This window comes from Streptomyces roseifaciens, from assembly GCF_001445655.1.
In the GTDB taxonomy this organism is placed as follows: domain Bacteria; phylum Actinomycetota; class Actinomycetes; order Streptomycetales; family Streptomycetaceae; genus Streptomyces; species Streptomyces aureoversilis.
In genome coordinates this window covers 1,380,892-1,405,843 of the sequence record NZ_LNBE01000004.1, presented here as the reverse complement: position 1 = coordinate 1,405,843, position 24,952 = coordinate 1,380,892, and the positions used below count along the sequence as shown (strand labels likewise).

Annotated in this window: 24 protein-coding genes and 1 tRNA gene; 6 read left to right on the top strand and 19 right to left on the bottom strand. The window is 72.2% G+C overall.

Annotated elements, in window-relative coordinates:
- Positions 1-139: 139 nt before the first annotated feature.
- The 5 genes from cbiE to AS857_RS23400 form a co-directional block, all read right to left on the bottom strand.
- Positions 140-1,387, bottom strand: a complete 1,248-nt coding sequence (cbiE, locus tag AS857_RS23420; protein WP_058045236.1) for a precorrin-6y C5,15-methyltransferase (decarboxylating) subunit CbiE — start codon at positions 1,385-1,387, stop codon at positions 140-142.
- Positions 1,388-1,565: 178 nt separating this feature from the next.
- On the bottom strand, positions 1,566-2,207 hold the full coding sequence (locus AS857_RS23415; RefSeq protein ID WP_058045235.1) for a GNAT family N-acetyltransferase: 642 nt from the start codon (positions 2,205-2,207) through the stop codon (positions 1,566-1,568).
- Between the two features lie 174 nt (positions 2,208-2,381).
- Positions 2,382-3,254, bottom strand: a complete 873-nt coding sequence (locus AS857_RS23410; RefSeq protein WP_058045234.1) for a MetQ/NlpA family ABC transporter substrate-binding protein — start codon at positions 3,252-3,254, stop codon at positions 2,382-2,384.
- Between the two features lie 141 nt (positions 3,255-3,395).
- Complete coding sequence (locus AS857_RS23405) at positions 3,396-4,172, bottom strand: methionine ABC transporter permease (protein WP_058045233.1); 777 nt, start codon at positions 4,170-4,172, stop codon at positions 3,396-3,398.
- Positions 4,169-5,275 carry a methionine ABC transporter ATP-binding protein gene (locus tag AS857_RS23400; RefSeq protein WP_107105649.1) on the bottom strand — a complete coding sequence of 369 codons (1,107 nt, stop codon included), beginning with the start codon at positions 5,273-5,275 and terminating at the stop codon, positions 4,169-4,171. Before AS857_RS23400 ends, AS857_RS23405 begins: the two co-directional genes overlap by 4 nt.
- 583 nt (positions 5,276-5,858) lie before the next feature.
- Here AS857_RS23400 and AS857_RS23395 point away from each other — a divergent pair.
- A complete protein-coding gene (locus tag AS857_RS23395; protein WP_058045231.1) occupies positions 5,859-6,218 on the top strand; it encodes a hypothetical protein in 360 nt (119 codons plus the stop codon).
- Positions 6,219-6,220: 2 nt separating this feature from the next.
- Positions 6,221-6,649 (top strand): hypothetical protein, encoded by a 429-nt coding sequence (locus tag AS857_RS23390; RefSeq protein ID WP_382049857.1) that lies wholly within the window; start codon positions 6,221-6,223, stop codon positions 6,647-6,649.
- On the opposite strand, the gene AS857_RS23385 is transcribed toward AS857_RS23390, so the two are convergent.
- From AS857_RS23385 to AS857_RS23375, 3 genes are all read right to left on the bottom strand, one after another.
- The gene (locus tag AS857_RS23385) at positions 6,646-7,182 is read right to left on the bottom strand and encodes a GNAT family N-acetyltransferase (RefSeq protein ID WP_058045230.1); all 537 of its coding nucleotides are present in this window, start codon (positions 7,180-7,182) and stop codon (positions 6,646-6,648) included. The genes AS857_RS23390 and AS857_RS23385 overlap by 4 nt on opposite strands.
- Before the next feature lie 82 nt (positions 7,183-7,264).
- A complete protein-coding gene (locus AS857_RS23380) occupies positions 7,265-7,783 on the bottom strand; it encodes a sigma-70 RNA polymerase sigma factor region 4 domain-containing protein (protein WP_058045229.1) in 519 nt (172 codons plus the stop codon).
- A gap of 63 nt (positions 7,784-7,846) precedes the next feature.
- Complete coding sequence (locus tag AS857_RS23375) at positions 7,847-9,028, bottom strand: glycerophosphodiester phosphodiesterase (RefSeq protein WP_058045228.1); 1,182 nt, start codon at positions 9,026-9,028, stop codon at positions 7,847-7,849.
- 232 nt (positions 9,029-9,260) lie between these two features.
- On the opposite strand from AS857_RS23375, the gene AS857_RS23370 reads away from it, so the two are divergent.
- Positions 9,261-9,938, top strand: a complete 678-nt coding sequence (locus AS857_RS23370; protein ID WP_058045227.1) for a lysophospholipid acyltransferase family protein — start codon at positions 9,261-9,263, stop codon at positions 9,936-9,938.
- A 21-nt stretch (positions 9,939-9,959) separates the two neighbouring features.
- Here the strand turns inward: AS857_RS23370 and AS857_RS23365 are convergent, their stop codons facing one another.
- The 5 genes from AS857_RS23365 to AS857_RS23345 all read right to left on the bottom strand — a co-directional run bounded on the left by AS857_RS23365 (position 9,960) and on the right by AS857_RS23345 (position 15,919).
- On the bottom strand, positions 9,960-10,790 hold the full coding sequence (locus tag AS857_RS23365; RefSeq protein ID WP_058045226.1) for an alpha/beta fold hydrolase: 831 nt from the start codon (positions 10,788-10,790) through the stop codon (positions 9,960-9,962).
- Positions 10,791-11,036: 246 nt separating this feature from the next.
- A complete protein-coding gene (locus tag AS857_RS23360; RefSeq protein ID WP_058045225.1) occupies positions 11,037-12,587 on the bottom strand; it encodes an MFS transporter in 1,551 nt (516 codons plus the stop codon).
- A complete protein-coding gene (locus AS857_RS23355; protein ID WP_058045224.1) occupies positions 12,584-13,150 on the bottom strand; it encodes a TetR/AcrR family transcriptional regulator in 567 nt (188 codons plus the stop codon). The genes AS857_RS23360 and AS857_RS23355 overlap by 4 nt, the downstream gene beginning before the upstream one ends.
- 94 nt (positions 13,151-13,244) lie before the next feature.
- On the bottom strand, positions 13,245-14,678 hold the full coding sequence (gene argH, locus AS857_RS23350; protein ID WP_058045223.1) for an argininosuccinate lyase: 1,434 nt from the start codon (positions 14,676-14,678) through the stop codon (positions 13,245-13,247).
- Between the two features lie 47 nt (positions 14,679-14,725).
- Positions 14,726-15,919, bottom strand: a complete 1,194-nt coding sequence (locus tag AS857_RS23345; RefSeq protein WP_058045222.1) for an argininosuccinate synthase — start codon at positions 15,917-15,919, stop codon at positions 14,726-14,728.
- 202 nt (positions 15,920-16,121) lie between these two features.
- Here AS857_RS23345 and AS857_RS23340 point away from each other — a divergent pair.
- A tRNA-Pro gene (locus tag AS857_RS23340) sits at positions 16,122-16,198 on the top strand.
- A 66-nt stretch (positions 16,199-16,264) separates the two neighbouring features.
- Here AS857_RS23340 and AS857_RS23335 read toward each other — a convergent pair.
- The 6 genes from AS857_RS23335 to argC all read right to left on the bottom strand — a co-directional run bounded on the left by AS857_RS23335 (position 16,265) and on the right by argC (position 22,767).
- A complete protein-coding gene (locus AS857_RS23335; RefSeq protein WP_058045221.1) occupies positions 16,265-17,476 on the bottom strand; it encodes an amidohydrolase family protein in 1,212 nt (403 codons plus the stop codon).
- 254 nt (positions 17,477-17,730) lie between these two features.
- Positions 17,731-18,273, bottom strand: a complete 543-nt coding sequence (locus AS857_RS23330; protein ID WP_058045220.1) for an arginine repressor — start codon at positions 18,271-18,273, stop codon at positions 17,731-17,733.
- Positions 18,274-18,367: 94 nt separating this feature from the next.
- The gene (locus AS857_RS23325) at positions 18,368-19,561 is read right to left on the bottom strand and encodes an acetylornithine transaminase (RefSeq protein ID WP_058045219.1); all 1,194 of its coding nucleotides are present in this window, start codon (positions 19,559-19,561) and stop codon (positions 18,368-18,370) included.
- Entirely contained in the window at positions 19,558-20,496 is a 939-nt protein-coding gene (gene argB / locus AS857_RS23320) for an acetylglutamate kinase (RefSeq protein ID WP_058045218.1), read from the bottom strand. The genes AS857_RS23325 and argB overlap by 4 nt, the downstream gene beginning before the upstream one ends.
- Entirely contained in the window at positions 20,493-21,644 is a 1,152-nt protein-coding gene (argJ, locus tag AS857_RS23315) for a bifunctional glutamate N-acetyltransferase/amino-acid acetyltransferase ArgJ (RefSeq protein ID WP_058045217.1), read from the bottom strand. The genes argB and argJ overlap by 4 nt, the downstream gene beginning before the upstream one ends.
- 94 nt (positions 21,645-21,738) lie before the next feature.
- On the bottom strand, positions 21,739-22,767 hold the full coding sequence (gene argC, locus AS857_RS23310) for an N-acetyl-gamma-glutamyl-phosphate reductase (RefSeq protein WP_058045216.1): 1,029 nt from the start codon (positions 22,765-22,767) through the stop codon (positions 21,739-21,741).
- 186 nt (positions 22,768-22,953) lie between these two features.
- Between argC and AS857_RS23305 the strand changes: the two genes are divergently transcribed.
- Both AS857_RS23305 and AS857_RS23300 read left to right on the top strand, forming a co-directional pair.
- Complete coding sequence (locus AS857_RS23305; protein ID WP_058045215.1) at positions 22,954-23,478, top strand: GtrA domain-containing protein; 525 nt, start codon at positions 22,954-22,956, stop codon at positions 23,476-23,478.
- A 62-nt stretch (positions 23,479-23,540) separates the two neighbouring features.
- Positions 23,541-24,944, top strand: a complete 1,404-nt coding sequence (locus tag AS857_RS23300; protein WP_058045214.1) for an SMI1/KNR4 family protein — start codon at positions 23,541-23,543, stop codon at positions 24,942-24,944.
- The last annotated feature ends 8 nt before the right edge of the window (positions 24,945-24,952 follow it).

Sequence of the window (24,952 nt, the reverse complement as noted above, 5' to 3'; positions counted from 1 at the left end):
ACGTTGTACGTCGCCCGCCCCTACCTTGCCGTGCCCCCGCCAAAAGGAGGGTGCGTTCGGGACATTGACGACTGTGGTGTCGGACACCGAGGGGCGGTACAACGATCCGCCAGCCTACCCTCCGCCCGGCGGGGCGGGGTCACAGGTGGGTACGGCGTCCGCTCAGCAGGAAGGCGACGGACCGTTCGCGCTCGGCCCAGGCGGCGGGGTCGAGCTCCACGGCCTGGAGCAGGGTGCATTCGACGGCGTAGCCGCCCTCGGCGAGGGCGCGGCCGACGGCCTCGGCCTCGTCGCGGGTGGCGGCGTGGGCGACGATGCGCTCGGGGCGGCGGGCGGCGCAGGCGGCGACGACGGGGGCGCCTCCGCCGCCGACGCGGACGACGTCGGGTTCGGGGAGGTCCTCCAGGACCTGGGGGGCAGCGCCGTGGACGACCTGGAGCTGGACGCCGTAGCGGCGGGCGACGGCGGTGGTGCGGGCGCAGGCGTCGGCGTCGCGGTCGACGGCGATGACGGCGGCGCCGAAGCGGGCGGCCTCGACGGCGGCGGCGCCGCTGCCGGAGCCAATGTCCCAGACGAGGTCGCCGACGCGGGGGCCGAGGCGGGCGAGTTGGGCGGCGCGCAGTTCGGTGGCCTCGCCCTCGCCGAGGTCGCTTCCGTAGGCGTCGGCGGGCAGGGCCCAGCCGCGGACGGCCGGGGGGTAGCCGGGGTCGCGGCCCGCGATCCAGCCGCCGCCGGCGCGTGGCCGGGTCGCTCCCCAGCCGGGGACGGTGGCGGGCGTGGCTCCGGCGCCGCCGATGACGATGACGACGTTGGGGTCGCGCCAGTAGTGGTCGGGGGCCTTGTCGGAGGTGAGGACGGTGACCTGTTCGCGCTCGGTGCCGAGCTCCTCGCAGATGACGAAGGTGCGGTGGACGTCGCCGAGGAGGAGGGCGAGTTCGGCGGGGCCGGCGCCGGGCGAGGTGAGGACGGCGACCTTGGTGTGGGCGCGGCAGACGTTGACGGCGCGGCGCAGGTCGCGGCTGTGGGCGACGACGATCTGGGCGTCGTCCCAGGGCATGCCGGCGCGGGCGAAGGCGGTGGCGACGGAGGAGACGGCGGGCACGACCTCGACCTCGAGGCCGTGCTGGGGGGCGCGCAGGGTGCGGACGACGCCGAAGAATCCGGGGTCGCCGTCGGCGAGGACGACGGCGGAGCCGCGGTGGCCGGCGATGCGGCGGGCGGCGAGGTCGACGCTGCCGAGGCGGATGCGCTCGGCGGCGGGCGGGACTTCGGGCAGGTCCAGGTGGTGGGCGGCGCCGGCCACGAGGGTGGCGGCGGCGAGGGCGGAGCGGGCCGCGTCCGTGAGTGGTGAGCCGTCCCACCCGATCACCGTGACCCGGTCGGCCATCGTCGTCATTCTCCTGGGCTTGTCGGCGCGTCTGCGGGGCGGGTCTGTCGGCGGAAAGTGGGGGGCAGGGGGCGGGGCAGGGTGAGCGTACCCCCTATTGGTCCGGACCTTCCCTGGTCCGGATGCGGTGACCGGACCGCCCGGCCCGCGGCCGGAGCCGCTCCGGGACCGGCAGGCGTCAGGACCAGTCGTGGAAGGCCGCAGCGTAGCCGGGATCCCCCGCGGGCTGCTCGCGCATTTCGTCGAGGTCCTCGGGGAGGAGGCTCCAGATGATGAGGTCGGTGCGGAGCTCGGTCCAGCCGCCGTCCTCGGTGCGGCCGCGTCCTATCCAGGCGTTGCGCAGCACGCCCTCGCTGATGCAGCCGATCTTCTGGGCGACCTGCTGGGAGGCCGTGTTGTCGGCGGCGGTGCGCAGCTCCAGGCGCTCGAACTTCTGGTCGCGGAAGAGCCACTCGGCGACGGCGAGCACGGATTCGCAGGCGTAGCCCTCGCCGCGGGCCCAGGGGGCGACGACGTAGCCGACCTCGGCGGAGAGGGCCCGCCAGTCGGTGTGGTGGAGGTGGACGCAGCCGACGAGGCGGTGGGTGAGGAACTCGGTGACCGCAAAGACGATTCCGCGCCCTTCGGTGCGCTCGGCCGGCGCCTCGCGCAGGGCCCAGTCACGGGCGTGGGCGGTGGTGTAGGGGTGGGGCACCGAGGTCCAGGCGGTGACGAGTTCGTCGCCCATCATCTCCGCGAGCGCGGGCACGTCCTCGGCTTCGAACGGGCGCAGCACCAGCCGGTCCGTACTGATGGAGATGTCCGGGAAGGTGGATGTCATGTGCTGCTCCAACGCCGGGGAAGTGGGCTCGGGACGGGGCGCTCCGGGCTTGAGTGCACCAGCATGCAGCATCGATGCGTGCGTGCGCCAAGCGCGTCGGCCCCGCGCACGCCGACGGGTGCGCGGGGCCTGGGGCCACAGGGGCGGCTGTGGTTACGGAAGCGACGGGCGGGGTCAGCCCTTCACGGCGCCGAAGGCGGGGAGGACGGCACCGTTGCTGAACTTCTGCTCGATGAACTTCTTCACCTCGTCGGAGTTGAGGAGCTTGGCGAGCTTCTGGACGCGCGGGTCGGACTCGTTGCCCTTCTTCACGGCGAGGAAGTTGGCGTAGGGGTTGCCGTCGGCCTTCTCCAGGGCGATGGCGTCCTTGGCCGGGTTGAGCTTGTGGCCGATGGCGAAGTTGCCGTTGATGACGGCGGCGTCGACGTCGGCGAGGCGGGAGGGGATCTGGGCGGCCTCGAGCTCGGTGAACTTGATGCCCTTGTCGTCCTTGATGTCCGAGAGCTTGGCCCCGGAGCCGACGCCGTCCTTCAGGACGATGACGCCGTTGTCGGCCAGCAGCTTCAGGGCGCGGCCCTCGTTGGTGGCGTCGTTGGGCACGGCGATGGTCGCGCCGCTGCCGAGGTCGCCGGCCTTCTTTACCTTTTCGGAGTACAGGCCGAGCGGCTCGAGCTCGACGTTGACGACCGGGACGATGTCGGTCTTCTGCTTCTTGTTGAAGTCGTCGAGGTACGGCTTGTGCTGGAAGAAGTTGGCGTCGACCTCGCCGTTCTGCGTGGCGGTGTTCGGGAGCACGTAGTCGTTGAACTCCTTCACCTCCAGCTTCAGGCCGGCCTTCTCCGCGAGGTTGTCGCGGACGAAGTTGAGGATGTCGCCGTGCGGGGTCGGGCTGGCGGCGACGACGAGCTTGGCGGCCGGGTCGGCGTCCTTGCCCTTCTTCGAGCTGCCGGACGAGGAGGTGTCGGACGGAGCGCTGCACGCGCTCAGGCCGAGGGTGAGTGCGGCGGCTGCCGCGACGGCGGCGGTGAGCTTGACGGTGGTACGCACGAAGAGTGCCCCTCTTTCTGGATTTCCTGGGTTCACGAGGTGTTGCCGCCCGGCAAAGGGTCCGGGCTCGTGGATCTGCGGTGAGGGGCGAAATGCCCCTCGTGCCAGGCCTGATCAGCTCCGATCAGGAAGTCTTTTCGGTCAGGAGGCCTTGGATGCCTCCGGCGCCTCGGCCTGAGCCGGGACGGTCGCCACGGGCTTGGGCGCCACGCGGGCGGGGGCCCACAGGCGGCGCAGGCCCACGGGGGCGGCCTGCCGCCCGCCGCGCCGGGCGAGGGCCCGTACGGCGAGGTCTCCGGCGAGCTGGACGATGGTGACGATGACGATGAGCAGCACGATGGTGATGTTCATCAGGCCGGTCTCGGAGCGCTGGTAGCCGTAGACGATGGCCAGGTTTCCGAGGCCGCCGCCGCCGACCGCGCCGGCCATCGCGGAGTAGCCGATGAGGGCGATGACGGTCGTGGTCAGGCCCGCGATGACCGAGGGCAGGGCCTGCGGGAGCAGCACCTTGAAGATCACGGTCCAGGTGCCGCCGCCCATGGACTGGACGGCTTCGACGAGGCCGTGGTCGACCTCGCGGAGCGCGGTCTCCACCAGCCGGGCGAAGAACGGGATCGCGCCGATGGCCAGGGCCACCACGGCCGCGCTGGGCCCGATGGAGGTGCCGACCACGAAGCGGCTGAAGGGGATCAGCCACACCATGAGGACGATGAAGGGCAGCGAGCGGCCGAGGTTGACGACCACCCCGACGACCTTGTTGACCACGACGTTCTGCAGGAGGCCGCCGCGGTCGGTGAGGACCAGCAGGATGCCCAGCGGCAGGCCGCCGAGGATGGTGTAGACGGTGGACCACCACACCATGAAGAGGGTGTCCAGACAGGCGTTCTGCAGCAGGGGCTGCATCTCGGTCCAGGTCACTTGGCACCATCCTTCAGGAGCGCGTCGGCCGGGGCTGCGTCGTGGGCGTTCCGCACGTCTGCGACGTCCACCTGAAGGCCCTGCTCGCGCAGGAAGCCGATCGGTACGACGTTCTCCTCGAAGCGGCCGGGCAGCTCGATGCGCATCCGGCCGACCTGCTTGCCGCAGACGGTGTCCATCGCGGCGCCCAGGATCGAGATGTCGATGTTGTACGTACGGGAGAGCTGGGAGATGACCGGCTGGGTCGCGGCGTCGCCGTGGAAGGTGACGTCCACGACGGTGCGGTCCGGGCCGGAGGGCTCGCCGCCGACCGGGAAGAGCTCGGCCGCGAGCTCCGAGCCGGGCGTGGCGAGGAGCTCGGAGACGGTGCCGGACTCCACCACGCGCCCGCCCTTCATCAGGGCCGCGGAGTCGCAGATCGTCTTGACGACCTCCATCTCGTGGGTGATGAGGAGGACGGTCAGGCCGAGCTGCTGGTTGAGGTCGCGCAGCAGCTGCAGGATGGAGCGGGTGGTCTCCGGGTCGAGCGCGGAGGTCGACTCGTCGGAGAGCAGCACCTTGGGGTCGCCGGCCAGGGCGCGGGCGATGCCGACGCGCTGCTTCTGGCCGCCGGAGAGCTGGCCGGGGTAGGCCTTGGCCTTGTCGGCGAGGCCGACGAGGTCGAGGAGTTCGAGGGCCTTGCGCTCGCGCTCCTTGCCGGAGACGCCGAGGATCTCCAGCGGCAGCTCGATGTTGGACTGCACGGTCCGCGAGGACAGCAGGTTGAAGTGCTGGAAGACCATGCCGATGCGGCTGCGTGCCTTGCGCAGCTCGGCTCCGGCGCGGTTGCCGCGCCCGGCGAGGGCGGTGAGGTCCTGGCCCGCGACGGTGACCGTGCCGGAGCTGGGGCGCTCCAGGAGGTTGACGCAGCGGATGAGGGTCGACTTGCCGGCGCCGCTCTGACCGACGACGCCGTACACCTCGCCCTCCCGCACGTGGAGGTCGACGCCGTCGAGGGCGGTGACCTCGCGGCCGCGTGAGCGGTAGACCTTTGTCAGGCCCGTAGTGGTGATCACAGGGGTTTCCGTCACTGTCGAGTGCGCGGCGGTGAGGGCGCCGGGCACGGGCATTCATTGCGGAGCGCGGCCTAGGTGCCCCGGCGGGCGCGAACGAGGGTCGCGGCTTCGGGGAGTCCTGGTGACGCGGGGCGGAGCTTTTCCGGTCCGGTCCGGGTGGGACGCGGGACGCGGGCTCTACGGGTCTCGCTTCGGGGCGCGAGGCACGGAACGGGGGCCCTCAGCGGTCACACATTCGACACATGCAACGAGCAGCGCCGGGCGTCGTCATCGCCTCGGTCGCACAGGTGCGGCTGCTCGTCGTGGTCATGCGGGAAAGTAAAACAGACGGATGTGCGAGTCGGCCAAGGCTGTCCGAATAGCGGACGCACATGGCCGGTTCGTGGACACGCCCCGCTCCCCGTAAGCGATCTTCAAGCCATCGGCGATCGCCCCTTGACCTGCACGGACGCGGGCCGGCGACCCTGCCACCGCGCCCCTCGGCCGGGGCGCGCGGATGCGCCCTGTGGTCAAGGCCACGGGCCGACGGGGCCCGGTGCGGGGCCGGGCGCGGCGCATTCCGGGCAGGCCATTAAAGTCGTCCCATGCTTGTCCAGCCCCCTCCGCACGCGCCCGCAGCCCGGTGGCCACGGTGATCGGCGCGCTGACGCTCGCGGTCGGACTGACCGCCCTCGCGCTGGCCGCCTGGTGCGGCATCGCCTTCTCCCGCGACCAGTCCACCAAGGACTGGCACTTCATCGGCATGGCCGTGGTGACCGTCCTGGCGGTCGCCCAGCTCGTGGTCGGCGTCGTGCGGCTGGCCGGAGGCGACGAGCCCGAGCAGGGCACCGCCATCTTCCTGGCCTACCTGATCGGCTCGGCGGCGGCCGTGCCCGCCGCGGGCTTCATGTCGCTCGCGGAGCGCACCCGCTGGGGTTCGGCCACCGTGGCGGCGGGCGCCGTGATCCTGGCCGTGCTCGAAGTGCGGCTCTACGACATCTGGGGAGGCTGACCGTGACCGAACCGACCACCCCCGCCAAGCCGGGCTTCAACCTCGGCGAGGGGCCGGGCCGGCTGCTGGTGTGGCTCTACGGCGTCTTCACCGTCGCCGCGGCCTCCCGCTCGATCGTCCAGATGATCCTGGACTTCGGCCGCGCCCCACTGGCCTACGTCCTGTCGGCGATCGCCGCCGTGGTGTACGCCTTCATCACGTACTCCCTGGTCCGCGGCGGCCCCGCGGCCCGCCGGGCGGCGCTCGTGTGCTGCGCCGCCGAGCTGGCCGGCGTCCTCGTCGTCGGGACGTGGACGCTCGCCGAGCCGTCCGCCTTCCCCGACGCCACGGTCTGGTCGGACTACGGCATGGGCTACCTCTTCATCCCGGTGATCCTGCCCGTCACCGCGATGGTGTGGCTGCGCCGGGCGGCACAGCCACAGGCCGGCTAGCGGCTCGACGTCGCGAGCGCCGCCCCGGCGGCGCCCCGCGCGGACTCCGCGTCCTGCTCCCGGCGTTCCTTCTCCATCGTCACCAGCGTGAGCTTGCGCGTGACCTGCTCGCTGGCCACCTGTACGTATCCCCACTTGCGGTACAGCCGCAGGTTCCCCTCGTTGCGGTGGCCGGTGGCCAGGCGGTAGCAGGTGGCCCCCTCCGCCGCCAGCCGGGCCTCGACCGCGGCGAGCAGCCGCCCGCCCAGGCCGTGCCGCTGCATCCGGGGGTGGACGATCATCCCGGAGATCACCGCCGTGCCCCCGGGGCCGGCCGTGCCGCGCACCGAGCCCACGACCTCGTCGCCGAGCCGGGCCACCAGGACGCAGCCGGCGCCCAGTTCGGCGCGCAGCTCGGCGAGGGTCTGGGTGAGCGGTGCGATGGAGTAGTCGCCGTAGAGCTCGGCCTCGCCCTGATAGCAGAGGTACTGGAGTTTCAGGATCTGTTCGGCGTCGAGATCGGTCGCCGCAGAGATGGTCACGCTCATGCCCATGTGCCCACGCCTCCCCTTTTCGGTTCGGTCCGCCCTGACAGGAGCCGTCGTGGGTGCACGCCGCCTCCGTGGCGCCGGTTGTCTATCGCTCCTTTCCCCAGGGTTCAGGAGCGGCAACCTCCGCCGTCAGCATTCTGCGCAAGCATCCCAGGCAACGGGAACGTACCGGCCCCAAAGATCCTTGTGACATTCCCAACTCGCCTGCGATTTCTCGGTAGGTCGGGTCCTTCCGGGAGAGGAGGGCGGCCAGCAGCCGGGGGCACCGGCCGGGCAGCCGGCGCACCGCGGCGCGCAGCGCCCGGCCCTCCTCGGCGGCGAGCACCTGCTGTTCGACGCCCGCGTCGTGGCCGCCCGGCGGCTCGGAGTGGGTGGGGTCGTAGAGCACCTCGCGCCGGGCGCGGCGGCGCGCGGCGCGGGCCTCGGCCCGGACGGTCGCCCGCAGCCGGGCCGCCGAGACGATGGTGCGGCTGTCACTGAGCAGCCGCACCCAGACGCCCTGTTCGAGGTCGGCGGCGTCGGTCCCGGCGACCGCGGCCGCCTCGGCGGCGCACTCCGCTTTGAGCAGGGGGCTCAGCCGGGTCAGGAGATCGCTCTGCGTCATGCGAGGCGTGACGTGAGACCCGGCTCCGGCGGTTCCGGGCCTCCGGACGATCACCCTTGCGGGTTACCCCTTCAGAAACGCGTCCCGCGCGATCGCCGCGGTGTCGCAGTTGTCCGAGAAGATGCCGTCGATCCCGGTCGCGAAGTACGTCTTGAACGCCGCGAGCGCGTCACCGTACCCGTTGGGGTCGGTGCCCCGCCGGAAGTCCGCCGGCAGGAAGCTGTTCTCGTTGCGCATGGTGTACGGGTGCAGGATCAGCCCGGCGGCGTGCGCGTCGCGCACCAGCGCGGTGGGCTTGGTCAGCTTGTCGTTCTTGTCCCGCGGGATGACCAGGTTCAGCCACGGGCCGATGCCCTGGGCGAAGCCGGAGACCCACTTCAGGCCCTTGGGCGTGATCAGGTCGGCGACCGTGCGCGGGTCCTTGGCCTCGACGAAGTCCCACGGCTGCGTCGTGAGGTCGTCCAGCAGGAGCACCTTGGGGCAGTCGACGCCCAGGCGGTTCAGCCGCTGGAGGCTGCTCGGCTCGAAGGACTGCAGGAAGGTGTGGGCGTTGCGGCCCGAGCGGTTGTAGCGGCGCAGCAGCTTGGCGAGCCGCTCCTCCAGGCCGAGGCCGGCCTTGCGGAAATAGGTGGGGTGCTTGGTCTCGATGTGCAGCCAGATGCGCCGGCCGCGCTTGCGGCCCTGCTCGTCGGCCCACTTCAGGACCTCTTCGAAGGTGGGCACCTGCCAGACGCCGTCGTAGAGGGTGTTGTGCTGGCGGGTGCCGGGGATGCGCTCCTTGGCGCGCAGCGTCTTCAGCTCGGCGAGCGTGAAGTCCTCGGTGAACCAGCCGGTGTGGGCCTCGCCGTCGACGGTCTTCGTCGTCTTTCGGGAGGCGAACTCCGGGCGGGAGGCGACGTCGGTGGTGCCGGTGATGTCGTTCTCGTGGCGGCACACGAGGTGCCCGTCCTTGGTGGGGACGAGGTCCTGCTCGATGACGTCCGCGCCGTTGTCGAGGGCGAACTGGTAGGAGCCGAGGGTGTGCTCGGGGCGGTAGCCGCTGCCGCCGCGGTGGCCGATGACGGTCGGCTTGGGCAGGTCCTTGTACGAACCGCCGGTGCCGCCGCCGTGGGCGCGCTCCGCGGCCTGCCCGCGCTGCGCGGCCGAGGCCGTGCCCGCTCCGCCGCCGAGGACGACCGCTCCCGCGCCGAGGGCCGCCGCGGCCCCCAGAAGGGTGCGCCTGCCCGGCCGCTGCTCCTGATCCATGAACGCTCCTTGCTTGCGCGTCCCGGCACCGTTCCGGCACCCGTCGGACGCGCCGATCGTAAACACGTACGACTTCCGTCTGTGAAGACGAAGGTCAAACGGCGTGCAAACTCCTGTCAACACTCCGTATCGCATCCCCCTACCCGGGGTGCGCAAGGCCCATACCGGCGAGTATGGTCACTCCCCTGCGCAGGCATGCGCCGCACCGACCATCACGACCGGAGGGCCTCCGTTGTCCCGCATCTTGCTCAAGGCGTTCCTCGGATTGCTCATGCGCGTCCTGTACCGCCCCAAGGTGGAGGGCACGGAGAACATCCCCGGCAGCGGGCCGGTCATCCTGGCGGGCAGCCACGTGACGTTCGTCGACTCGCTGTTCCTCGCGCTGGTGGTCAAGCGGCAGGTCTTCTTCATCGGCAAGGACGAGTACGTCACGGGCAAGGGGATCAAGGGCCGGCTCATGGCCTGGTTCTTCCGCAGCTCCGGCATGATCCCGGTGGACCGCGACGGCGGCCGCGGCGGCGTCGCGGCGCTGATGACCGGCCGCCGCATCCTCGACGAGGGCAAGGTCTTCGGCATCTACCCCGAGGGCACCCGCTCCCCCGACGGCCGCCTCTACCGCGGCCGCACCGGCATCGCCCGCCTCGCGCTGATGACGGGCGCGCCGGTGGTGCCGTTCGCGATGATCGGCATGGACAAGGTCCAGCCGGGCGGCAAGGGCATGCTGCACCTCGCCCCGGTGACGGTGCGCTTCGGCGAGCCGCTGGACTTCTCCCGCTACGAGGGCATGGACCGCGACCGCTACATTTTGCGCGCCGTCACCGACGAGGTGATGAGCGAGGTCATGAGCCTTTCGGGCCAGGAGTACGTGGACGTCTACGCGACCAAGGCCAGGGCTTCGAAGGCCGCCTGACGCCACGTCACCTGATGGTGGCTAGCCCAGGCCGATGCACTGGGGGTGGAAGGACGGGTCGGCCGGACCCTTGCGCCCCAGCGCGTTGAGCACCCACTGGGCGACGACCGGGTCCTTGGTGGCCTGGTCGTGCATGAAGAAGTCGAGCTTGCACTTGTCCTGCAGCACCACGTTGGTGACGCGCTCGGCCGGGCCGTTGAGCAGTGCGCTGGTGTAGGGGATGACGACCTCGTCGTAGCGCGTGGTGATGACGGTGTAGTCGGGACCGGCCGGCGCCTCCTCGCCCTCGTTGAGCTTCTGCATGAAGGGCGAGCCCCAGCGCTGGTCGGCGCAGGACGGGCAGAACGTCCAGCCGGCCGGGATGGCCAGGGGGTTCTTCGTGCCGTGGTTGGACGGGACGATGCCGACGAGGTCGTCGACCTTGTCCGCGCCGCCCAGGAACTTCACGTAGTAGCGCGGCATCATGCCGCCCTGGCTGTGGCCGACGAGGTCGACCTTCTTCGCGCCCGTGGCGCCGCGCACGGCCTCCACGAAGTCGCGCAGCTCCTCGGCCGCCTGCGGGATCGGGGCGGTCTCCATGTTGCCGTAGTTGAAGGCGAAGACGCAGTAGCCCGCCTCCTTCAGCTTCGGGGAGAGCGCTGCCCAGTTCTCGCCCATGAGCTTGAAGGTGCCGTTGACGAGCACGACGGGCTCGGGGTGGGCCGAATCCGGCTTGCAGGACCAGTCGTTGGCACCGCGCGGCGGGATGTCGAGGACGGAGGCGGAGGCCGGGGACGCGGCCAGGCCCGTGAGGCCCAGGGCCGCGGTGGCCGCGGCGGCGAGCAGCAGCCTGACCGTTCTGCGGAGACGCATGAGGAGGGTTTCCTTTGGCAACGGGACGGCGGGGGACCACCGTCGGAACCGAACCGTGTTCGACAATGTCGACCAGTGGTCGTGATCGTTGCCCGCGCGTAAGCATCGCGTCAAGGGGAATTGTTTCCGGCATATGTCACACGGGCCGGGGCTTGCCGCCCCGGCCCGTCGTGCGCTTTGCTCATGTGAGCCGTACCCGGCTCAAACCGGTGAACGCGGTTCCGTTTGCCGTACCCGCGCGACGGTTCAGCCGCCGTACCCCTCCTCCAGCTTCTGCCCGCGCAGCAGGAACCACGCGGCCGCGGCCGTGGCCAGCAGCACCACCGCACCGACCCCCGAGGCGATCTGCAGCCCGTCGACGAAGGCGTCCTGCGCGGAGGTGAGCAGGCCCGTGGCCTGGTCGGCCGGCAGGGCGGAGGTCGCTTCCACGGCGCCGCCGAGGGACTCGTGGGCCTGCGCGGCGGTCGCCTCCGGCACGCCCGCCGGGACGGTGAAGTCCCGGTAGACGCCGGTGACGATCGAGCCGAGCAGCGCGATGCCGAGCGCGGCGCCGAGCTCGTAGGCCGTCTCCGAGACCGCCGAGGCGGCACCCGCCTGCTCCTTGGGCACGCTGGAGAGGATCACGTCGGCCGTGACGGTGAAGGAGAATCCCGCGCCCACCCCCACCATCAGCAGGGCCGCGCCGAGCACCGGGTAGGACGTGTCGGTCTCCAGCCAGACGAGCGCCGCGAGGGCCACGCCGATCGCCGCGAGCCCGCCGGTCACCACCGACCGCACCGAGAACCGCCGGGCGGCCCGTCCCGCGAGCAGCCCCGCGGTGACCGCGCCGATCGCCGCCGGCAGCTCGGCCAGGCCCGCCTCCAGCGGGCTGCGCCCCTGGACGAGCTGGAGGAACTGCGACAGGAAGAAGACCATGCCGGACAGGCCGAGGACGGTCAGCAGGTCGGCCAGCACCGCGCCCGAGAAGCCCCTGTGGTGGAACAGCCGCATGTTCAGCAGCGGCGAGGGCAGCGTGAGCTGCCGGCGGACGAACCACACCAGCGCCGTCACGCCCACGGCCGCCGTCGCGGCCACGCCCCAGCCGAGGCCGTGCGTGGCGCCCTCCTTGATCGCGTAGACGACGGCGATGACGCCGGTCATCGACAGCGCCACGCTGAGCAGGTCCCACGGGCCGGGCGAGGGGTCGCGCGACTCGGGCAGCAGCTTGGCGCCGACGAGCACCAGCACGGCCATCACCGGCAGGTTGATCAGGAAGACCGAGCCCCACCAGAAGTGCCCCAGCAGGAAGCCGCCCACCACGGGCCCGACGGCGGCCCCCGCGGAGGCCATGGCACCCCAGATGCCGATGGCCAGGCTGCGCTCCTTGGGGTCGTGGAAGATGTTGCGGATGAGCGCCAGCGTGGACGGCATCAGCGTCGCGCCCGCGACGCCCAGCAGGGCCCGGGCGGCGATCATCATCTCGGGCGTGGAGGCGTAGGCGTTCAGCACCGACACCGCGCCGAAGGCCACCGCGCCGCACAGCAGGAGCTTCTTGCGGCCGATGCGGTCGCCGAGGCTGCCCATGGAGACCAGGAGTCCGGCGATGACGAACGAGTAGACGTCGCCGATCCACAGCAGCTGGGTGCCCGACGGCTGCAGGTCCTCGCTGAGGAAGGGCGTGGCCAGGCCGAGGACGGTGGCGTCGACGGCGACGAGGAGCACGGCCAAGGCGAGGACGGCGAGGGCGAGCCAGCGCCCGGGGCGGGGAGTCTCGGCGGGGGCCGCGAGGGTCTGCGGGCCGCCGGCGGTTCCGGTCACCGTTTCATCCTCCGCTCGGCGTCCGTCCTTCGCCCGGCGCCGCCGAGCAGCAGCTCGGCGACCATCCGGGGCATGTCCTTGGCGGCCACGCGCCGGTCCTGGACGGCCCAGGCGCCGGTGCCGATCAGGCCGTAGAGGGCCTCGGTGAGCCAGGCGGGCGTGAGGTCGAGCCGGAAGGCGCCCTCCTCCTGGCCGCGGCGGAAGAGCTCCTGGACGCGGGCGTCGAGGCGGTTCCAGCCCTCGTTGGTGCCGTTCTCGTAGAGCTGGTTCTCGGTGAAGAGGAAGGCGAGCATGCCGGCGACGGGCTCGGCCTCGTCGATCAGGCGGCGCACGGCGCCGGCCGCGTCGCCCTCCTCGATCCGGGCGGCGTCGAGGGCCTGCCCGAACTGCTGGATGCCCAGGTCCTCCAGGGCGCGGACGAGCGCGTCGCGCCCCGCGAAGTGGCGGTGGAGGGTGGCGCGACCGATCCCGGCGGCCTTGGCGATCTCGTCCATGGAGGCGGTCGCCCTGCGGGTGAGCAGGGCGGCGGCCTCCTTCAGCACATGGTCCCGGTCAACACTCATGAGACGACGATAACCCGGATGAGACGTGAATGTCTCATCCGGGTGGTCATCGTCTCAGAGAAGGCGTGGCCGTCTCAGGAAAGGCGTGGCCGTCTCAGTCGCGCTTGGCGTCCGCCCACTCCCGCTGGACCGCCAGGTCCGCCTTGACCTCGCCGAGCTGGACCGCGACCGCGGACGGCGCGGTGCCGCCCCGCCCGCTGCGCGAGGCGAGCGCACCGGGCACGCTCAGGACCGACCGGACCTCGGGCGTCAGGTGCGGCGAGATGGCGGCGAACTGCTCGTCGGTCAGGCCGTCGAGCTCGATGCCGCGCGCCTCGCACTCCTTGACACACTCCCCCGCCACCTCGTGCGCCACGCGGAACGGCACGCCCTGCTTGACGAGCCACTCGGCGATGTCGGTGGCCAGGGAGAATCCGGCGGGGGCCAGCTCCTCCATCCGGGCGCGGTTGACCGTGAGGGTGGCCATCATCCCGGTGAAGGCCGGCAGGAGGACCTCCAGCTGGTCGCAGGAGTCGAAGACGGGCTCCTTGTCCTCCTGCAGGTCCCGGTTGTAGGCGAGTGGCAGGGCCTTGAGGGTGGCGAGCAGGCCGGTGAGGTTGCCGATGAGCCGCCCGGACTTGCCGCGCGCGAGCTCGGCGATGTCCGGGTTCTTCTTCTGCGGCATGATCGACGAGCCGGTGGAGAAGGCGTCGTGGAGGGTCACGAAGGAGAACTCCTTCGTGTTCCAGATGATGACCTCCTCGGCGATCCGCGACAGGTCGATGCCGATCATCGCCGTGATGAAGGCGAACTCGGCGACGAAGTCGCGCGAGGCCGTGCCGTCGATGGAGTTGCCCGACGAGCCGCGCTCGAAGCCCAGGTCGGCCGCGACCGCCTCCGGGTCGAGCCCGAGGGAGGACCCGGCGAGGGCCCCCGACCCGTAGGGCGAGACCGCCGTGCGCTCGTCCCACTGCCGCAGCCGCTCGGCGTCCCGCGAGAGCGACTGGACGTGCGCGAGCACGTGGTGGGCGAACAGGACGGGCTGGGCGTGCTGCAGGTGCGTCCGCCCCGGCATGGCGACGTCGGCGTGGGCCTCGGCGAGGCCCACGAGCGCCTCCTGCAGATCGGTGACGAGCCCTCCGATGATCCGGGCGTGGTCGCGCAGGTACATCCGGAAGAGCGTGGCGACCTGGTCGTTGCGGGACCGCCCGGCGCGCAGCTTGCCGCCGAGGTCCGGGCCGAGCCGCTCCAGCAGGCCCCGCTCCAGCGCGGTGTGCACGTCCTCGTCGGCGATGGTGCCGGTGAAGGTGCCCGCGGCGACGTCGGCCTCCAGCAGCCCCAGGCCTTCGATCATCCGCCCGAGCTCGTCGTCCGTGAGCAGCCCGGCCTTGTGGAGCACGCGCGCGTGGGCGCGGGAACCGGCGATGTCGTAGGGGGCGAGCCGCCAGTCGAAGTGGACCGAGGCGGACAGCTTGGCCAGCGCTTCGGCCGGGCCGTCGGCGAAGCGGCCGCCCCAGAGCCGGACGTCGTCGGTGGTGCCGTTGCTCACTTGCGTGCTCCTCGTGGGTGGTGGGGGGGCGGCCGGCAGCCGGTCGGTCAGGCCAGGTCGCGCTTCGCGGCGATCTTCGAGGACAGACCGAAGATCTCGATGAAGCCCTTCGACATGGACTGGTCGAACGTGTCGCCCGTGTCGTACGTGGCGAGGTTGAAGTCGTAGAGCGACTTCTCGGACTTCCGGCCCGTGACCACGGCCCGGCCGCCGTGCAGCGTCATCCGGATGTCGCCGGAGACGTGCTCGTTGGCCTCGGCGATGAAGCCGTCCAGGGCCCGCTTGAGCGGGGAGAACCACAGGCCGTCGTAGACGAGCTCGGTCCACCGCTGCTCGACCTGCCGCTTGTACCGGGCGAGCTCGCGCTCGACCGTGACGGCCTCCAGCTCCTGGTGGGCGGTGATCAGCGCGATCGCGCCGGGCGCCTCGTAGATCTCCCGGGACTTGATGCCGACCAGCCGGTCCTCGACCATGTCCAGCCGGCCGACGCCCTGGGCGCCGGCCCGCTCGTTGAGCTGCTGGATGGCCTGCAGCACGGAGACGGGCTTGCCGTCGATCGCGACCGGGACGCCCTGCTCGAAGGTGATGATCACCTCGTCGGCCTCCCGGGGGGTGGCCGGGTTGGCGGTGTAGTCGTAGACGTCCTCGATCGGGGCGTTCCAGATGTCCTCGAGGAAGCCCGTCTCGACGGCCCGGCCGAAGACGTTCTGGTCGATGGAGTACGGGGACTTCTTGGTGGTGGCGATCGGCAGGCCCTTGGCCTCGCAGAAGGCGATGGCCTTGTCCCGCGTCATGGCGTAGTCCCGGACGGGGGCGATGCACTTGAGCTCGGGGGCGAGGGAGGAGATGCCGGCCTCGAACCGCACCTGGTCGTTGCCCTTGCCGGTGCAGCCGTGGGCGACGGTGGTCGCGCCGTGCTTCTTCGCGGCGGCGACGAGGTGCTTGACGATCGTGGGCCGGGAGAGGGCGGAGACCAGCGGGTACCGGTCCATGTAGAGGGCGTTGGCCTTGATCGCCGGGAGGCAGTACTCCTCGGCGAACTCGTCCTTGGCGTCGGCGACCTCCGCCTCCACCGCACCGCAGGCGAGCGCGCGCTTGCGGATGACGTCCAGGTCCTCGCCGCCCTGGCCGACGTCCACGGCAACGGCGATGACCTCGGCGCCCGTCTCCTCGGCGATCCAGCCGATGGCGACGGAGGTGTCCAGGCCGCCGGAGTAGGCGAGTACGACGCGCTCGGTCACGGGTTTCTCCTTACGATGCATACGCTGATGGGCATAAGTATGCACTGCACCGTATGTTTCGTCAACGGGCGACGCGGGTGGCGGTACGTGGTCGGGTCGTCACGCAGACGGAGTCGCGGACCCCGAATTTGGATCACGCAGCCAAACAGGATACTTTCTTTCTGCACGCCCGACCGGGAAGAAACCCGGGAGGGACGGGCACCGGGACGTGGCGCAGCTTGGTAGCGCACTTGACTGGGGGTCAAGGGGTCGTGGGTTCAAATCCCGCCGTCCCGACCAGCGAACATCGCAGGTCGGAGGCCGTTTCCTCGTAAGAGGAAGCGGCCTTCTCCGTTTTCCGGGCCCCTAGAGCGGCTTCTCCGGGCCGACCCGCCGGCCCTCCCGCAGGACCGCCGTCACGGCGTGGACGGCCGTGATGTCGGCGAGGGGGTCCCCCGCCACCGCCACGATGTCCGCGTCGAAGCCGGGCGCGATGCACCCCTTGCGGCAGGCGACGCCGCACGCGCGGGCCGCGGCCGAGGTCGCGGCGCGCAGCGCCTCCAGCGGGCCGAAGCCCATGTCCGCCATGGCGACGACGCTGTACGGGTGGCTGCCGTGGGCCTTGACCGGGAAGATGCCCGAGTCGCTGCCGCAGACCACGCCCACGCCGGCCTCCCGCATCGCGGCCATCCCGGCGACCAGCCCCGGGAGGCGGCGGGCGATCCGGGGCGGGGGCGGCGGGCCGCCGGGCAGGGCTCCCAGGGTGAGGGAGGCGACCACGCCGAGGCGGACCATGTCGTCGAGGATGCGCCGGTCGTAGTCCACGCCGGTGTCGGTCTCGTCGCTCTCGTCGGTGATCTCCGTGACGAAGAAGCAGTGCTCGACCATGTCGAACCCGGCGGCCACTGCGCCGGCGATGCCTGCCGCCGAGTGGGCGTGCGCAGTGACCGGCAGCCCGTGCCGGTGGGCCTCGCGCACGGCGGCGAGCAGCTCCGCGTGGCTGTACTGCACGTGGAACGGGTCCGAGCCGGGGGTCAGGTCGCCGCCGGTCACCATCACCTTCACCACGTCGACGCCCCGCTCGGCGCGCTCGCGCACGGCCGCCCGGATCGCGTCGACGCCCTCGGCCCGGCCGCCGAGGAACCAGCAGTGGCCGCGCGCGGTGGTGATCGGCGGCCCGGAGGCGAGCACGGTGGGGCCGGCCGTGGGGTCCTTGGCGGTCTCCTCCCGCACCCGCAGCGCGAGATACCCGCGGTCCCCCAGGTCCCGTACGGTCGTCACGCCCGCGGCGAGCGCCGCCCGGCCCGCCTCCCGCATCCGGTCGAGCAGTTCCTCGTCGTCCGCGCGCCGCAGGCGTCCCACGGCGTCGTCGCTCGCGTCGAAGGCGAGGTGGACGTGGGTGTCCACGAAGCCGGGGAGCAGCGTCACGTCCCCCAGGTCCAGCAGTTCGGCGCCCGCGGGCACGCTCCCGCCGGGGTGCACGGCGACGACCCGCCCGCCCTCGGCCAGCACCACGGGCCGTTCGACGAGCCCCGGTCCTATCCCGTCGAAGAGCTTCGCCGCGCGGATCGCGAGCATGTGTCCTCCCTTGCCCAATGACTGCTGTTGGGCCGGTGTTTACGGCGCCGACGTCCTGAGCCCTTCGTCATCCTGCCCACTCCGGCGCCGCGGGAGCCCGCTCCCGGCATGATTTCCCGGGCGGGAGGGGCACGGGGCGGAGCGGGGGAGTGCGGCCCGCACGACCGATGGCGCCCCGCAAGTGCGGGACGCCATCGGCACGTTCGGTCCGGGTGCGGGACGCGGCCGGGACCCCCCGGGCCGCGCCGCCGCCCTCAGCGCTCCTTCTGGGCCAGTCTGAGCAGGTGGTCCGCGAGGGCCTGGCCGCCCTTGGGGTCGCGGCTGATGAGCATCACCGTGTCGTCCCCGGCGATGGTGCCGATGATCTCGTGCACCCCCGCCTGGTCGATCGCGGAGGCGAAGAACTGCGCGGCGCCCGGCGGCGTGCGCAGGACGACCAGGTTGGCGGAGGCCTCCGCCGAGATCAGCAGTTCGCCCGCGAGGCGGCCCATGCGGGCCTCGGTCGCGGATTCGCCGAGCGGGGCCCGGGGGGTGCGGTCGCCGCCCTCCGACGGGACCGCGTAGATCAGCTCGCCACCGGTGTTGCGGATCTTGACCGCGCCCAGTTCGTCGAGGTCGCGGGAGAGCGTCGCCTGGGTGACGGACAGGCCGTCGTCGGCGAGCAGCTTGGCGAGCTGGCTCTGCGACCGGACCGCCTGCCGGCCGAGGATGTCCACGATCCGGCGGTGGCGGGCGGTACGGGTCTGCGGTACGGCCTGTCCGCCGTGGAACGGCTCCGGCTCCTGCGCCTGGGTCATCGTCTCGTCAGTCTCCGCTTCGTCGTTCCCCGAGGGTCCGGAGGGGCCGTGTCGCCCCGCCGGCCCCGTCCGCCTCGTCGGCCGCTCCGGCCGCTCACGCCCCCGGGCCGACGGCGGCAGCAGCGGCGTCCAGGACACCCGGCAGCGCCTGGAGGAACGTTTCCACCTCATCTTCGGTGATGATCAGCGGCGGGGCCAGCCGCACCACGTCGGGTGCGACCGCGTTCACCAGGAGGCCGGCGTCCTGTGCTGCCTGCTGCACCTTCGGTGCAAGGGGCTCGGAAAGGACAATACCCAGCAGCAGGCCCGCGCCACGGACGCGGTCGACCAGCGGGTGGCCGAGCGCAGCGATCCCGTCACGCAGCCGCTCCCCCGTCAGCGCCACGCGGGCGAGGATTCCTTCGCCCTCCAGCGTGTCGAGGACCGCCAGTGCGGCGGCGCACGCGACGGGGTTCCCGCCGAACGTGGAGCCGTGCTGACCGGGCGTCAGCAGATCGGCGGCCGCGCCGAAGGCGAGCACCGCCCCGATCGGCAGGCCGCCGCCGAGGCCCTTGGCGAGCGTGACAATGTCGGGCTCGACGCCCTGCGCCCGGTGCTCGAACCAGTGGCCGGTGCGGCCGATACCTGTCTGAATCTCGTCCAGGACGAGGAGGGTGCCGGTGGCGCGGGTGATCTCCCGGGCGGCGGCCAGGTAGCCGGGGGGCGGCACGACGACGCCGGCCTCGCCCTGGACCGGCTCCAGCACCACGAGCGCGGTGTCGGTGGTCACGGCGGCCCGCAGCGCTTCGGCGTCGCCGTACGGGACGTGGGTGACGCCCGCGGGCAGCGGAAGGAACGGGTCCTGCTTGGCGGGCTGGCCGGTGAGCGCCAGGGCTCCCATCGTGCGGCCGTGGAAGCCGCCGGTGGCGGCGACCATGTGCGTCCGGCCCGTCCGGCGCCCGATCTTGAACGCGGCCTCGACCGCCTCCGCGCCCGAGTTGGCGAAGTACACGCGGCCCGGCCGGCCCGCGAGGGCGAGCAGCCGCTCGGCCAGGGCGACCGTCGGCTCGGCGGTGAAGAGGTTGGAGACGTGGCCGAGCGTGGCGATCTGGTCCGACACCGCCCGGACGACCGCCGGGTGGGCGTGGCCGAGGGCGTTGACGGCGATCCCGCCGACGAGGTCGAGGTACGGCTTGCCGTCGGCGTCCCAGACCGTGCTCCCCTCCCCGCGCACGAGGGGGATTCGCGGGGTGCCGTAGTTGTCCATCAGCGCGCCCTGCCAGCGCTGGGTGAGTCCGGCGTTGCTCACTGCTGCTTCCCCTCCGGCTCGCTCGTCGCCTCGTCGGGCACGACCATCGTGCCGATGCCCTCGTCCGTGAAGATCTCCAGCAGGATCGAGTGCTGGACCCGGCCGTCTATGACGCGGGCCGTGGTGACGCCGTTGCGCACGGCGTGCAGGCACCCCTCCATCTTGGGGACCATCCCGCTGGCCAGGTCGGGCAGCAGGGCCTCCAGCTCGCTCGCCGTGAGCCGGCTGATGACCTCGTCGCTGTGCGGCCAGTCCTCGTAGAGGCCCTCGACGTCGGTGAGGACCATCAGCGTCTCCGCGCCGAGGGCCGCGGCGAGCGCGGCCGCCGCGGTGTCGGCGTTGACGTTGTAGACGTGGCCGTCGTCGGCGCTGCGGGCGATGGAGGAGACGACGGGGATGCGCCCGTTGTCGAGCAGGGCCTGCACGGCGCCGGTGTCGATGGCGGTGATCTCGCCGACGCGGCCGATGTCGACGCGTTCGCCGTCGATGTCGGCGTAGTGCTTGGTGGCCGTCATCGTGTGGGCGTCCTCGCCCGTGAGGCCCACGGCGAGCGGGCCGTGCTCGTTGAGCAGGCCGACGAGTTCGCGCTGCACCTGCCCGGCGAGCACCATGCGGACGACGTCCATGGCCTCCGGGGTGGTCACCCGCAGTCCGGCCTTGAACTCCGACTCCAGGCCCAGCCGGTCGAGCTGCGCACTGATCTGCGGGCCGCCGCCGTGCACGACGACCGGGCGCAGCCCGGCGTGGTGGAGGAAGACGACGTCCTGGGCGAAGGCGGCCTTCAGCTCCTCGTCGACCATGGCGTTGCCGCCGAACTTGATGACGACGGTCTTGCCGTGATGCCGCGTCAGCCAGGGCAGCGCCTCGACGAGGATGCGCGCCTTGGGGAGGGCGGTGTGCTTGCGGGCCGTGCCCGCGCTGTCGGTGGTCGTCATGAGGAGTACGCGCTGTTCTCGTGGACGTAGTCGGCGGTGAGGTCGTTGGCCCAGATGACGGCGGACTCGCCGCCCTCGGCCAGGTCCGCGGTGATGCGCACCTCCCGGTAGCGCATGTCGACGAGGTCGCGGTCGTCGCCGACGGAGCCGTTCCGGCAGACCCAGACGTCGTTGATGGCCACGTTGAGCTTGTCCGGGTCGAAGGCGGCGGACGTCGTACCGATCGCCGAGAGCACCCGGCCCCAGTTGGGGTCCTCGCCGTGGAGGGCGCACTTGAGGAGGTTGTTCCGGGCGATGGAGCGCCCGACCTCGACCGCGTCGTCCTCGGTGGCAGCATTGATCACCTCGATGCGGATGTCCTTGCTGGCGCCCTCGGCGTCACCGATCAGCTGACGGGCCAGGTCGTCGCAGACGGCCCGGACGGCCTCGGCGAACACGTCCTGGGCGGGGGTCACTTCGGCGGCGCCCGAGGCGAGCAGCAGCACCGTGTCGTTGGTGGACATGCACCCGTCGGAGTCGACCCGGTCGAAGGTCTTCCGGGTCGCGGCGCGCAGAGCGGCGTCGAGACCGGCGGCGTCGACGTCAGCATCGGTGGTCAGGACCACCAGCATGGTCGCCAGGCCCGGGGCGAGCATGCCCGCACCCTTGGCCATGCCGCCCACGGTCCAGCCCTCGCCCTGGACCACGGCCGTCTTGTGCACGGTGTCCGTGGTCTTGATGGCGATGGCGGCCTTCTCACCACCGTGGGCGGAGAGCCCCGCGGCGGCCTTCTCGATGCCGGGCAGCAGTTTGTCCATCGGCAGCCGTACGCCGATGAGGCCGGTGGACGCCACGGCGACCTCGCCGGCGCTCTGCCCCAGCACCTCGGCGGCCTTCTCGGCGGTGGCGTGGGTGTCCTGGAAGCCCCCCGGCCCGGTGCAGGCGTTGGCGCCGCCGGAGTTGAGGACCACGGCCGAGACCTGTCCGCCCTTGAGGACCTGCTGCGACCACAGCACCGGCGCCGCCTTCACCCGGTTCGAGGTGAAGACGCCCGCGGCGGCCAGGCGGGGGCCCTGGTTGACCACGAGGGCCAGGTCGGGACTGCCGCTCTCCTTGATCCCGGCGGCGATGCCCGCCGCCGTGAATCCCTTCGCTGCCGTGACGCTCACTGCATCTCCTCGTTCGCCCGGTTGCTCGTCGTGTTCTTGGCCGTGTCGCACGGCACCAGCCGCGCCAGAAGGGTCGCTATGACCCTGCGGACGCTCATGGCGCCACTCCCGTGGCCGGCAGGCCCAGCTCCTCGGGGAGGCCGAGGGCGATGTTCATGCTCTGCACCGCGCCACCGGCGGTGCCCTTGGTCAGGTTGTCGATCGCGCTCACCACGACGATCCGCCCGGCCGCCTCGTCCAGCGCCACCTGCACCAGCACGGTGTTGGAGCCGTGGACGGCGGCGGTGGCGGGCCACTGCCCCTCGGGCAGCAGGTGGACGAACGGCTCGTCCGCGAACGCCTTCTCGTACGCGGCGCGCAGGCTGCCGGCCGTCACGCCGGGGCGGGCCTTGGCGCTGCAGGTGGCGAGGATGCCCCGGGACATCGGTGCCAGGGTGGGCGTGAAGGAGACCGTGACGGGCTCCCCCGCCGCGGCGGAGAGGTTCTGGACGATCTCGGGCGTGTGCCGGTGGGAGCCGCCCACGCCGTACGGGCTCATGGAGCCCATGACCTCGGAGCCGAGCAGGTGCGGCTTGGCCGCCTTGCCCGCACCCGACGTCCCCGACGCCGCCACGATGACCGCCTCCGGCTCTGCGATCCCCGCCCCGTAGGCCGGGAACAGCGCCAGCGAGACGGCGGTCGGATAGCACCCGGGCACGGCCACGCGCCGTACGCCCTTCAGCGCCTCCCGGCCTCCGGGCAGCTCCGGCAGCCCGTACGGCCACGTGCCCGCATGCGCCGAACCGTAGAACCGCTCCCACTCCCCCGCGTCCTTCAACCGGAAGTCCGCACCGCAGTCGACGACGAGGACGTCCGGGGCCAATTCGCGGGCCAGTGCCGCGGACTGACCGTGCGGCAGGGCGAGGAAGACGACGTCGTGCCCGGCGAGGACCTCGGCCGAGGTGGGCTCCAGCACGCGCCCGGCCAGGGGCAGCAGGTGCGGCTGCACGGTGCCGAGGCGCTGGCCCGCGTTGGAGTTCGCGGTGAGGGCGCCGATCCGTACGCCGGGGTGCGCGAGCAGCAGGCGCAGCACTTCGCCGCCTGCGTATCCGCTCGCTCCTGCCACTGCCACACGTACTGCCATCGGGCCCCTCCTGGTCGATGGCATGACTATACGAATAAGCGAAGATTTATGCAATGGGCATGCATGGCGCCATTAATGATTCGCAATGGCGCCATAGATGCGTCATGATGGCACCCTGGGTAGCGCACCCCTCGGTCTCGCCGGCCGAGGAGTGCGCGCGGGGTGAGCCATCAAAGGGGTCGGATCATGGAGACAGCGCAGAGCCGGCAGCAGGTGGCGCCCGGCGCCTTCGTCGCCTTCGCCCGCTTCGTGCTCTGCGGCGGCGGGGTGGGGCTCGCCTCCAGCTTCGCCGTGGCGGCCCTCTCCTCCTGGATTCCCTGGGTCCTGGCCAACGCCCTGATCACCGTGGTCTCCACGCTCCTCGCCACCGAGCTGCACGCCCGCTTCACCTTCGGCGCGGGCGGGCGCGCGACCCGGCGCCAGCATGCGCAGTCGGCCGGGTCCGCGGCGGCCGCGTACGTGGTGACCTGCATGGCGATGCTCGCCCTGCAGCAGCTGGTGGCGGCACCCGGTGCGGTGCTCCAGCAGGTCGTCTACCTGTCGGCCTCCGCGCTCGCCGGTGTCGCGCGGTTCGCGGTGCTGCGCCTCGTCGTCTTCGCGCGGAACCGCTCGCAGGCCGCGGCCACCGTCCGCACCGCCCGCCCCCTGCCCGCGACCGTGGCGCGCGCCTCGGCCCCGGCCGGCCCCGCGGCGCTCTGCCGCGCCGCCTGACCGTTCCGGCCGAAACGCGCGCTCACGGGTGTGGTGTCAGTGGCTCCGCATACGGTCTGCGCATGGTTGATCAGAGACCCTCCTCGTCCCCGATACACGACTTCGCGACCTGGGAGCCGGTGCTACGGCTCCTGCGGGCGGGCACCGCGGAGGGGCAGGCCGCCGCGCCGGTCCGCGTGGCGGGAAGCATCGGCCGGGGCAGCTGGAGTCTGCCCCTGCGGCGGCGGATGCCGCCGCCCGGCCGGGCCGCCCAGGTCGGGGACATGCAGGACGAGTTCGACGCGGTGAAGCGGGTGCAGCACGCGCTGGCGGACGCCGGCGTCGACGACATCTCGTTCACGGCGGAGATCTCTCCGGCCGGGCAGGTCGCACTCCGCCTGCTCGGGCCCAGCCCCGCCGTGGAGCCCGGCATCGGCACCCCGCACCCGGGGGCGCTCACCCTGGTCGAAGGCGCCCTTCCCGAGCCCTGGCGCCGGCTTCCCGAACCGGCGCCCGGAGCAGTGCCGGCCCCTTCGGCGGATCCGGAACTGCTGGAGCGGACGCTCCGTGAGCGGCTGCCCGGCGCCGTCGGCGCGACGGAGGCGGAGATCACCGCTGCGGAAGCACGCCTCGGCGTCACCCTGCCCGACGAGCTCAAGGCGCTCTACCGGGTGACACGGTCGCGGTGGGAGGACTGGGGCGACGACTACGAGGCGGCGCAGCGCGAATGCACGGCGGTCGGCTGCGAGCTCTTCGCGCTGGACGACCTGTACATCGCCGACGCGTCGTCCCGTCACTGCCGTTGGGAGTTCGCGGCGATGGAGGCGGTCGTCACGCCGCCCGGCGCCGCGGTGCAGGGCCTGGTCGGCTCACCCGGCTGGATCGCCTTCGGGGACAACGGCGGCGGCGACCGGCTGGCCGTCGATCTGACCCCCGGCCCGCGCGGTCACACAGGGCAGATCATCATGGTCGGCCACGAGGAGAACGTCGGCGCCTCGCTGGTCGCCGACTCGCTCACCGACCTGGTGCTGAACCGGCCCGGCGAGCGACGTGGCGGCTCGGGCGAGGACCGGCCGCCGGCGGTGGCCCACGTCAACATCCGGAGCCTGCCGGGCGTCGAGGCCGCCGCCCACCCCGGCCTGGAGGTGTTGTCCATCGGCGTGTGGGACGAGGCGCCGCTCACTCTCGCCCCGGTCATGGGACTGCCCCGCCTGCGGACCCTCGTCGCCTATCCCGGCACGCTCGCCGATCCTCTGGAGATCGCCGGGCTCACCGGCCTGGAGTACCTGGAGCTCGGCCCGCAGGAATGGCGCGTCCTCCTCGACGCCGGAGCCGTCCCGCGCAGCCTGTCGGCAGCCGCCATCAAGGTGCACGGCAACCCGGATCCCCTGCCCGTCGTGGCCGTCGCCAACGAACTCCTGGCCCTGTGGGACCGGCCCCGGATCGTCCAGACCGTCCTCGAAGGCAGCCTCGGCGCCGTGCCGTAGCGAGGCCA

Excerpts from the sequence above, each read along its gene's own strand:
- cbiE (WP_058045236.1), bottom strand. The coding sequence starts at position 1,387 with ATGGCCGACCGGGTCACGGTGATCGGGTGGGACGGCTCACCACTCACG.
- AS857_RS23415 (WP_058045235.1), bottom strand. The coding sequence starts at position 2,207 with ATGACATCCACCTTCCCGGACATCTCCATCAGTACGGACCGGCTGGTG.
- AS857_RS23385 (WP_058045230.1), bottom strand. The coding sequence starts at position 7,182 with ATGGGCATGAGCGTGACCATCTCTGCGGCGACCGATCTCGACGCCGAA.
- AS857_RS23380 (WP_058045229.1), bottom strand. The coding sequence starts at position 7,783 with ATGACGCAGAGCGATCTCCTGACCCGGCTGAGCCCCCTGCTCAAAGCG.
- AS857_RS23375 (WP_058045228.1), bottom strand. The coding sequence starts at position 9,028 with ATGGATCAGGAGCAGCGGCCGGGCAGGCGCACCCTTCTGGGGGCCGCG.
- AS857_RS23365 (WP_058045226.1), bottom strand. The coding sequence starts at position 10,790 with ATGCGTCTCCGCAGAACGGTCAGGCTGCTGCTCGCCGCCGCGGCCACC.
- AS857_RS23355 (WP_058045224.1), bottom strand. The coding sequence starts at position 13,150 with ATGAGTGTTGACCGGGACCATGTGCTGAAGGAGGCCGCCGCCCTGCTC.
- AS857_RS23335 (WP_058045221.1), bottom strand. The coding sequence starts at position 17,476 with ATGCTCGCGATCCGCGCGGCGAAGCTCTTCGACGGGATAGGACCGGGG.
- AS857_RS23330 (WP_058045220.1), bottom strand. The coding sequence starts at position 18,273 with ATGACCCAGGCGCAGGAGCCGGAGCCGTTCCACGGCGGACAGGCCGTA.
- argB (WP_058045218.1), bottom strand. The coding sequence starts at position 20,496 with ATGACGACCACCGACAGCGCGGGCACGGCCCGCAAGCACACCGCCCTC.
- argC (WP_058045216.1), bottom strand. The coding sequence starts at position 22,767 with ATGGCAGTACGTGTGGCAGTGGCAGGAGCGAGCGGATACGCAGGCGGC.
- AS857_RS23305 (WP_058045215.1), top strand. The coding sequence starts at position 22,954 with ATGGAGACAGCGCAGAGCCGGCAGCAGGTGGCGCCCGGCGCCTTCGTC.
- AS857_RS23300 (WP_058045214.1), top strand. The coding sequence starts at position 23,541 with ATGGTTGATCAGAGACCCTCCTCGTCCCCGATACACGACTTCGCGACC.